Here is an 8,142-nt window from a genome sequence, read left to right as displayed (position 1 = left end):
ATGTCGCCGCGGGGCTCGTTCGGCTTGGGTTCGATCGCGAACTTGAGGTCGTAGCCCTTGTCGAGCACGTACTGGCCCAGGAGGTTGACGGCCTCGCGGTAGCGCTCGAGGGCGCCGCGGATGTCCTTCGCAAAGTCGTACTCGCTGCCTTCGCGGCCGCCCCACATGACGAAGGTCGTGGCACCGATTTCGACAGCCAGGTCGATGTTGCGCAGCACCTTGCGGAGGGCGAAGCGACGCACGTCGCGGTCGTTGGACGTGAATCCACCGTCCTTGAACACCGGATGGCTGAACAGGTTGGTCGTGATCATCGGAATGATGAGTCCCGTATCGGCGAGAGCCTTCTTCAGCCTGTCGATTTCGTGTTGGCGCTCGGCATCGGTGCTCCCGAACGCGAAGAGGTCGTCGTCGTGGAACGTCATCCCGTAGGCGCCGAGCTCGGAGAGCTTGTGCACGGCCTCGACCGTGTCGACCGGTTCGCGCGTCGCGGAACCGAATTGATCCTGCGCACGCCAACCGAACGTCCACAGGCCGAACGAGAACTTGTCGTCGCGCGTCGGGGTGAGGGTCATAGGGTTATGGGTCCTTTGGTGGGTGCGCCAGCGCGACCGCTTCGCGCATCCTGGTCGACTTTGATCCTGGTGGCAACATAACAGATGACGCGGTGACTCGGAATGGGTCAAAGATTCCCCAATCGAGCCCGGATGGTAGTCCACACTGCGGTACCGTGATATGTTGCAAAAAACGTCAAATAGATCAACAGGGGAGCCGCTCCGGAGCGGCAGCTCCCCATGATCGCGTCGGGATCGCCGCTAGGCTGACCGCGTGACTGACCCGGCGCCGACCGTGGGGGCAAGCCCAGTTGGCCCGTTGAGTGCGGATGCCGTGGCGATTGTGCGCGCCGGGTACGCCTTCGAGGCCCCTGCGCTCGAGATGGGCGCTCTTGTGAACGGCGCCGCGCTGCCGGATGTGCCCGTGCGCATCCCGCTCGCCATGGTCACCCGCCACGGCCTCGTAGCCGGCGCGACCGGAACGGGTAAGACGAAGACCCTCCAGCTTCTCGCCGAGCAGCTCTCGGCCGCCGGGGTTCCGGTCTTTGCCGCCGACGTCAAAGGCGACCTCTCGGGAATCGCGACGGAGGGAACGTCGGGCGAGAAGCTGCTCGCACGCACGGCGAGCATCGGTCAGCCCTGGGCGCCCCAGGCCGCGCCGACCGAGTTCTTCAGCCTCGGGGGTCTCGGCCCGGGGATCCCGGTTCGCGCGACGGTCGACCGATTCGGCCCGGTGCTGCTGGCCAAGGTGCTCGGTCTCAACGGAACCCAGGAGTCGAGTCTGCGGCTCGTCTTCCACTACGCGGGGAAGGCCGGGCTTCCGCTCATCGACCTCGCCGACCTGCGCGCCGTCGTCAGTCACTTGGTGAGCCCGGAAGGCAAAGGCGAGTTGGCCGAGCTCGGGGGCTTGTCGAAGGCGACCGCCGGGGTGATCCTGCGCGAACTGGTGACCTTCGCCGATCACGGCGCCGACGTCTTCTTTGGCGAACCCGAGATCGACGTGAGCGAGTTCTTGCGCCTCGCCACCGACGGGCGCGGAGTGGTCAGTCTGCTTGAGGTGTCGAGCGTGCAGGACAAGCCCGCGCTCTTCTCCACCTTCCTGATGTGGCTGCTCTCGGAGTTGTACCGCACGTTGCCCGAGGTCGGCGACCTTCGTCAGCCGAAGCTGGTGTTCTTCTTCGATGAGGCGCACCTGTTGTTCCGCGATGCCTCGAAGGACTTTCTCGCGGTGGTGACCCAGACGGTGCGGCTGATCCGCTCAAAGGGCGTCGGCATCTTCTTCGTCACCCAGACCCCCAAGGATGTACCCGGCGACGTGCTCGCCCAGCTCGGCAGTCGGGTGCAGCACCAGTTGCGGGCACACACCCCCGATGATGCGCGTGAGCTGAAGGCGACCATCTCGACCTACCCGAGCTCGGCGTACAACCTGACCGAGGTGCTGACCACGCTCGCCATGGGTGAGGCGATCGTCACGGTGTTGAACGAGAACGGCGCGCCATCGCCGGTCGCCTGGACGCGCCTGCGAGCACCGCAGAGTGCCATGTCGCCGACCCCGCAGGAACGGATCGCCGCAACGGTAAGCGCGTCACCACTGCTCGCACGCTACGGCGCCCTCGCCGATCCCGAGTCGGCTCGCGATCTGCTGGCCGCACGCATCCCGAGCGACCCTGAAGCGGCGGTCGCCGACCCGCCTCCCGAAGCCGGTCCTGAGCCTGCCGCCGCGCCGACAACAACTCGCGTGAAGCGTGCACCCCGCGACGACTCGAAGGCCTCGGGGGGCCGCCGACGCACGTCACTGGTGGGCGTGATCGTCGAGAAACTGTTCGGCCGCGCAGGCTGAACGTCGACCTCCGTGGCGAGGCGTCAGCCCATGATGGGCATGCCGAGGAGGGTCATCAATCCGACAGAGACCCCGACGCACGCGATGACGACAATGGCGATCAGCCCGGCCACGAGCCATGGCCGGTTTTCGAACCAGTACGCGCTCCCGGGGTAGGCGACGAAGAACTCGGAGAACGACATCGGCTCGTGCGCCACCCGCGCGGGAACCGGCAAGGCGTCGGCGACCTTCGTGAGGTCGCGAGCATGCCAGAACGTGCCCCGCAGCCGGAAGAGCCGTCGTCCGGCTGAGTCGCGAACGAGCAACTGCGGCACTGTCTCGGGCGATTGGCCGACGTAGACCGGCACGATATCGACCGCGGCGATCCTCTCGAGGGGAACCCGAACCATCGGACTGAAGATCCCGCGCCCTCGGAGCTCCCCGTCGGCGATGACCGCGTCGACGGTGAGTTGGCGGAACATCAGGATGAGAGCCACACCGACGACGATCGCTTGCGCAACGGCGACCCACAGCGCCTGGCCACGCGGAATCGCGAACCAGTAGAGCACCGACGAGACCGGAACGAGCACCACCAGGATCGAGATGAGTGCTGACACCAGAAGCGACCGACGCGGTACAACGCGCACGACGGTTTCGTCCGTCACAGACATGCTCTCCCCCTGTCGAGACCCGCCGCGAGCGCGGGTGGTATACGAGTGGCGATGGTGCAAGCGGTGCGAAATCTCAGCGGAGGATGGGGGATTCGAACCCCCGAGGGCTTTCACCCAACACGCTTTCCAAGCGTGCGCCATAGGCCACTAGGCGAATCCTCCGAAAGGACCCTCCGCGCACCCGTCAGAGCCCGGTTACCCTTGCTACGTTTCCGTCCTGGGGGAGTTGGCCTGGATGGCGCCACGCGGAGAGCCGTCTGCCAGTGTAGGGCCTCTGGCCGCCGACCAGTAAGCGCGGGGATCGCGTCATCTGCGGCGACTACTCTCATACCGTGGTCACCGCCCTCTACCGCCGCTACCGGCCGGAGACGTTTGCCGAACTGATCGGCCAGGCGCAGGTGACCGATCCGCTCCGCACCGCGCTCCGTACCGACCGGGTGAATCACGCGTACCTCTTCTCGGGCCCCCGCGGCTGTGGAAAGACGACGAGTGCGCGCATCCTCGCCCGCTGCCTCAACTGCGCGGAAGGGCCGACTGACACCCCGTGCGGTACCTGCGCGTCATGTGTCGAGCTGGCCCGAGACGGCGGCGGGTCGTTGGATGTCGTCGAGATCGACGCGGCTTCGCACAACGGCGTGGATGACGCCCGCGATCTGCGCGAACGTGCGGCCTTCGCTCCAGCTCGCGACCGCTACAAGATCTTCATCCTCGACGAGGCGCACATGGTAACCCCGCAGGGCTTCAATGCGCTGCTGAAGCTCGTCGAAGAGCCACCCGACCACGTCAAGTTCATCTTCGCGACGACCGAACCCGAGAAGGTCATCGGCACGATCCGCAGCCGCACCCACCACTATCCGTTCCGCCTGGTTCCGCCCGCGCAGATGCTCGATTACGTGCAGAAGATGTGCGCCGACGAACAGGTCGAGGTTGATGGCGGGGTGCTGCCGCTCGTCGTGCGCGCCGGGGGTGGTTCGGTGCGTGACACCCTGTCACTGCTCGACCAGCTCATCGCCGGCTCCGAGGGCGGCACGATTCAATACGAGCGGGCGGTCGCGCTGCTCGGCTACACGCACGGGGCTTTGCTCGACGAGGTCGTCGACGCGATCGCGGCACGGGATGCGGGGGCCGTCTTCGGCGCGATCGACCGGGTCATCCAAACCGGGCAAGATCCCCGCCGATTCGTCGAAGATCTGCTCGAACGACTGCGCGACCTGATCGTCGTGGCCGCGACGCGCGATGGCGCGTCCGCCGTGTTGCGCGGTGTGCCGCTCGACGAGATCGACCGGATGTCGGGGCAGTCCGCGGCCTTCGGTGCGGCGGAACTCTCCCGCGCCGCCGATGTCGTCAATTCCGCGCTCACCGAGATGACCGGGGCCACCTCGCCGCGCCTGCACCTCGAACTCATGGTCGCGCGCCTGCTGGTGCCGGCCGCCGACGAGACGGAACGCGGGGCGCTCGCCCGCGTCGAACGACTCGAGCGTCGGATGGGCATCGACGAACACCCGTCGATGCGTGCCGTACCCGACCGTCCGGCAGTCGAACCGGTCGACATCCGCACCGCTCGCAAGGCAAAAGAGCCGGCGGCCCCGGTGGCCGAAGACCCGACTCCGGCTGAGGTTCCCGTCGACGGAGAGCCCGCGCCGTCCGCCGCTCCGGTGTCGCTTCAGCAGATCAAGGATGCGTGGCCCGAGATCCTCGAGATCGTCAAGGACTCGAAGCGCAACGCATGGATGGCGCTCGCCGCCTCGACACCGCGTGCCTTCGTCGGTGACGTGCTCACTGTCGCGTTCGCGACCGAAGCAGACGTCGCTTCGTTCAAGCAGCCGCAGAGCCCCGGCGAGAGCGTGAGTGAGCAGCTGCGTGGCGCCATCCACCAGGTGCTCGGGGTGCGGGTGAAGTTCCTCGCTCGACACGAGGCGGGCCCGGTCGAAGCGGAGTTCGCCGAAGCGGAGCCCGCGGCCGACCAGCCCGCTGACGAGAACCCGCTGCCCCCGGCGCCCGAGTGGAACGTCGTGCAGATCCCGTCGAGCGAACCCGCCGTCGCCTCACCCGCCGCCCCCGAGCCGGCCGCCCCGGCACCTACCGAACCGCCGCCCGCACCGAAGGAGAGCGCGTCGGAGCGGCGCGCGCCGCAACAGAACACCGCCGACGGCAAGGCCCGCTACGGCGAAGCAGTGGTGCGCGAGATCCTCGGTGCGAGCTTCATCGAGGAGCAACCCCTCAACCCGACAGACGCGCCCGCGCCGCTCGCCTCCCTCGACGACTAGGAGTCCGGGCCATGTACGAGGGCATCGTCCAGGAGCTGATCGACGAACTCGGTCGCCTCCCCGGTATTGGGCCGAAATCGGCTCAGCGCATTGCGTTCCACATTCTGCAGACCGAGTCGTTCGACACGAAGCGGCTCGCGCAGATTCTCATGGATGTGCGCGACAAGGTGCGGTTCTGTTCGATCTGCGGCAACGTAGCCGAACAGGACACCTGCTCGATCTGTCGAGACCCACGCCGCAGCCCGGCGACCATTTGCGTCGTCGAGGAGGCGAAGGATGTCGTGGCGATCGAGCGCACCCGGGAATTCCGGGGGCTCTACCACGTGCTGGGCGGCGCGATCAGCCCGATCGATGGCATCGGACCCGACGACCTGCGCATCGCGTCCCTCGTGAAGCGCCTCGCGGACTCGACGGTGACCGAGGTGATCATCGCGACTGACCCGAACCTCGAGGGCGAGGCGACGGCAACCTACCTCACTCGACTGCTCGTGCAGCCTGGCTTGCGGGTGACGCGGCTGGCGTCGGGGCTCCCGGTCGGCGGCGACTTGGAGTACGCCGACGAGGTCACTCTCGGTCGTGCATTCGAGGGCCGGCGCACGGTGGAGGCGTGAGGTCGAAGCCTGACCTGGCAAGCTGGACTCCCGTGACCGCTTCAATCCTCCCCGTGACCACTTCGACCCGACTCGTCGCCTTCGATCTCGACGACACCCTCGCCCCGTCGAAGTCGCCGGTCGACCCGCGGATGGCCGAGCTGCTCGTGAAGCTCCTCGACGTCGTTGAGGTGTGCGTGATTTCGGGTGGGCAGTTCGGGCAGTTCCAGAGCCAGCTCGTCGACAATCTGCCGCTCGATCACCCCGAGGCGCTCGCAAAGATGCACCTCATGCCCACCTGCGGCACCCAGTACTACCTGTATCGCGACGGTTCGTGGGTGCAGCAGTACGCCGAGAACCTCACCGCCGCCCAGAAACAGGCGGCACTCGCGGCCGTTGAGGCCGAGGCGAAGCGGCTCGGGTTCTGGGAGAGCGAAACCTGGGGTCCGATCCTCGAAGACCGCGGCTCGCAGATCACTTTCTCGGCGCTGGGCCAGGCTGCTCCCGTCGATGCAAAGAAGGCCTGGGATCCGACGGGGGAGAAGAAGAACGCTCTGCGCGCCGCCGTGCAGCAGCATCTGCCCGACCTCGAGGTGCGCTCGGGCGGTTCGACGAGTGTCGACATCACCCGCCGCGGCATCGACAAGGCGTACGGGATGGCGAAACTCGCCGAGCTGACCGGCATCCCGTTCGGAGAGATGCTCTTCGTCGGCGATCGCCTCGATCCCGACGGCAACGACTTCCCGGTGATCGCCCTCGGAATCCCGACTCGCGCCGTCGAAGGCTGGGAAGACACCGCGGCCGTCGTCCAGCAGTTTCTCGCTGAGCGCGGCTAACAGTCCTCGAACAGGTAGGCCGGATCATCCGGAGTGGTGAGCTCGCGGTCGCGTAACACCGCTGAGCCGACCGCCGCGCAGGCGGCCGAGAGGAACTCGGCGGAGTACTCGATGTCGAACACGAGGTCGCCGTAGGCATCCGTGTAATCGGAGCACTCGTCGTAGCGGGCGCACTCCTCGGTGACCGCGAAGTCGAACCCCACCTCGTCGCGCAGCCGCTCCGACGACCCGGCGCCGTTCTTCTGCGCGATCGCCATTCCGAGCGAGTGGGCGACCCGCGCGTAGGCAGCGGCGAGCGCGATGTTGTGCTCGATCGTGAGTCGCCCGTCGGAGCGCGAGTACGAGTCGAGGTTGTCGATCTCGACGGCATCGAAGCCGCCGGTGAGGCACGACGCGACGACGGTGCCGAGCAGCGCCGCGATCTCGTCCCGCTTCGCTTGCGTAGAGGTGTCGAGCAGGTACTCGTCGGGCCAGCCCGGATCTGCTACCGGTAAGCCGTCGGCATCCCGCAGCACGAGCGACGGATGATCGGCCAGCCAGTGTTCGCCGTCGCCGGGCTGCGTCTGGAAGCCGTTGACGTAACAGATGTCGTAGCGGTTGCCGCCGACCGGCTCGTCGGTGGAGTCCCGGGCGACAACGGTGACGCCTTCGGGAGGGTCGTAGGCTCCGCCCAGTTGGTAGTCGAACGCCGCACCCGCCGGGGGCAGCGGGATGCCGGGGGCGGCTTCGATCCCGACGCAGCCAGCCAGCATCGTAGCCACCATGGCGGAGGCCAGGCCCGCCGTGATCCGCCGCCGTGTCATGCGGCCATTCTGGCGCGACTAAACTGGCCGCCGGGCGATCGTCCACCCATCTCACCCCAGGAGCACCACCGTGAGCCTCATCGTGCAGAAGTACGGTGGATCGAGCGTCGCCGATGCCGAAAGCATCAAGCGGGTCGCGAAGCGCATCGTGGAGACTCGCCGAGCCGGCAACGACGTCGTGGTCGCGGTGTCGGCGATGGGCGACACGACCGACGATCTGATCGACCTCGCGCACCAGGTGACGCCGCAGCCCGCCCCGCGCGAGATGGACATGCTGCTCACCACCGGGGAGCGCATCTCGATGGCGCTGCTCGCGATGGCGATCAAGAGCATGGGCTTCGACGCGCGGTCGTACACCGGCAGCCAGGCCGGCATGATCACCGATGATCGGCACGGGTCGGCCCGGATCGTCGACGTCACTCCGGGACGCGTGCGTGAGGCGCTCGACGACGGCGCCATCGCGATCGTCGCCGGATTCCAGGGATTCAACCGCGACAGCAAAGACATCACGACCCTCGGCCGTGGCGGGTCCGACACCACCGCGGTCGCACTGGCTGCCGCGCTCGGCGCCGACGTGTGCGAAATCTACACGGATGTCGACGGCG

Annotated in this window: 7 protein-coding genes, 1 tRNA gene, 1 other RNA gene and 1 pseudogene; 5 read left to right on the top strand and 5 right to left on the bottom strand. The window is 67.3% G+C overall.

Features of this window, described 5'->3' with window-relative positions; translation table 11 throughout:
• A partial coding sequence (locus RMO30_RS05120; RefSeq protein WP_309710364.1) for a TIM barrel protein occupies positions 1-572 on the bottom strand: 572 nt, incomplete at its 3' end.
• Positions 573-825: 253 nt separating this feature from the next.
• Between RMO30_RS05120 and RMO30_RS05115 the strand changes: the two genes are divergently transcribed.
• Positions 826-2,391, top strand: a complete 1,566-nt coding sequence (locus tag RMO30_RS05115; RefSeq protein WP_397427892.1) for a helicase HerA-like domain-containing protein — start codon at positions 826-828, stop codon at positions 2,389-2,391.
• 23 nt (positions 2,392-2,414) lie between these two features.
• On the opposite strand, the gene RMO30_RS05110 is transcribed toward RMO30_RS05115, so the two are convergent.
• The 3 genes from RMO30_RS05110 to ffs all read right to left on the bottom strand — a co-directional run bounded on the left by RMO30_RS05110 (position 2,415) and on the right by ffs (position 3,299).
• Positions 2,415-3,041: a hypothetical protein gene (locus tag RMO30_RS05110; protein WP_309710362.1), complete on the bottom strand. Its 627-nt coding sequence runs from the start codon at positions 3,039-3,041 to the stop codon at positions 2,415-2,417.
• 77 nt (positions 3,042-3,118) lie between these two features.
• Positions 3,119-3,203, bottom strand: a tRNA-Ser gene (locus tag RMO30_RS05105).
• Positions 3,203-3,299: signal recognition particle sRNA small type (gene ffs / locus RMO30_RS05100), an RNA gene on the bottom strand. Before ffs ends, RMO30_RS05105 begins: the two co-directional genes overlap by 1 nt.
• Positions 3,300-3,373: 74 nt before the next feature.
• Here ffs and RMO30_RS05095 point away from each other — a divergent pair.
• From RMO30_RS05095 to RMO30_RS05085, 3 genes are read left to right on the top strand one after another with little or no spacing between them, the layout of a single operon-like run.
• Complete coding sequence (locus RMO30_RS05095) at positions 3,374-5,308, top strand: DNA polymerase III subunit gamma and tau (protein WP_309710360.1); 1,935 nt, start codon at positions 3,374-3,376, stop codon at positions 5,306-5,308.
• 11 nt (positions 5,309-5,319) lie between these two features.
• Positions 5,320-5,919, top strand: a complete 600-nt coding sequence (gene recR / locus RMO30_RS05090; protein WP_309710359.1) for a recombination mediator RecR — start codon at positions 5,320-5,322, stop codon at positions 5,917-5,919.
• A gap of 32 nt (positions 5,920-5,951) precedes the next feature.
• Positions 5,952-6,734, top strand: a complete 783-nt coding sequence (locus RMO30_RS05085; protein ID WP_309710357.1) for an HAD-IIB family hydrolase — start codon at positions 5,952-5,954, stop codon at positions 6,732-6,734.
• Here the strand turns inward: RMO30_RS05085 and RMO30_RS05080 are convergent.
• A complete protein-coding gene (locus RMO30_RS05080) occupies positions 6,731-7,537 on the bottom strand; it encodes an endo alpha-1,4 polygalactosaminidase (protein WP_309710353.1) in 807 nt (268 codons plus the stop codon). The genes RMO30_RS05085 and RMO30_RS05080 overlap by 4 nt on opposite strands.
• Positions 7,538-7,607: 70 nt before the next feature.
• Here RMO30_RS05080 and RMO30_RS05075 point away from each other — a divergent pair.
• A pseudogene (locus tag RMO30_RS05075) lies at positions 7,608-8,142 on the top strand (aspartate kinase); the annotation flags it as partial.

Origin of the sequence: Pseudolysinimonas sp. (assembly GCF_031389465.1) — a bacterium.
Classification (GTDB): domain Bacteria; phylum Actinomycetota; class Actinomycetes; order Actinomycetales; family Microbacteriaceae; genus Pseudolysinimonas_A.
This window is presented reverse-complemented; position numbering and strand designations above follow the sequence as displayed.

Bases quoted from the DNA above. Each gene is read 5' to 3' on its own strand.
- RMO30_RS05110 (WP_309710362.1), bottom strand. From the start codon at position 3,041: ATGTCTGTGACGGACGAAACCGTCGTGCGCGTTGTACCGCGTCGGTCG.
- recR (WP_309710359.1), top strand. From the start codon at position 5,320: ATGTACGAGGGCATCGTCCAGGAGCTGATCGACGAACTCGGTCGCCTC.
- RMO30_RS05080 (WP_309710353.1), bottom strand. From the start codon at position 7,537: ATGACACGGCGGCGGATCACGGCGGGCCTGGCCTCCGCCATGGTGGCT.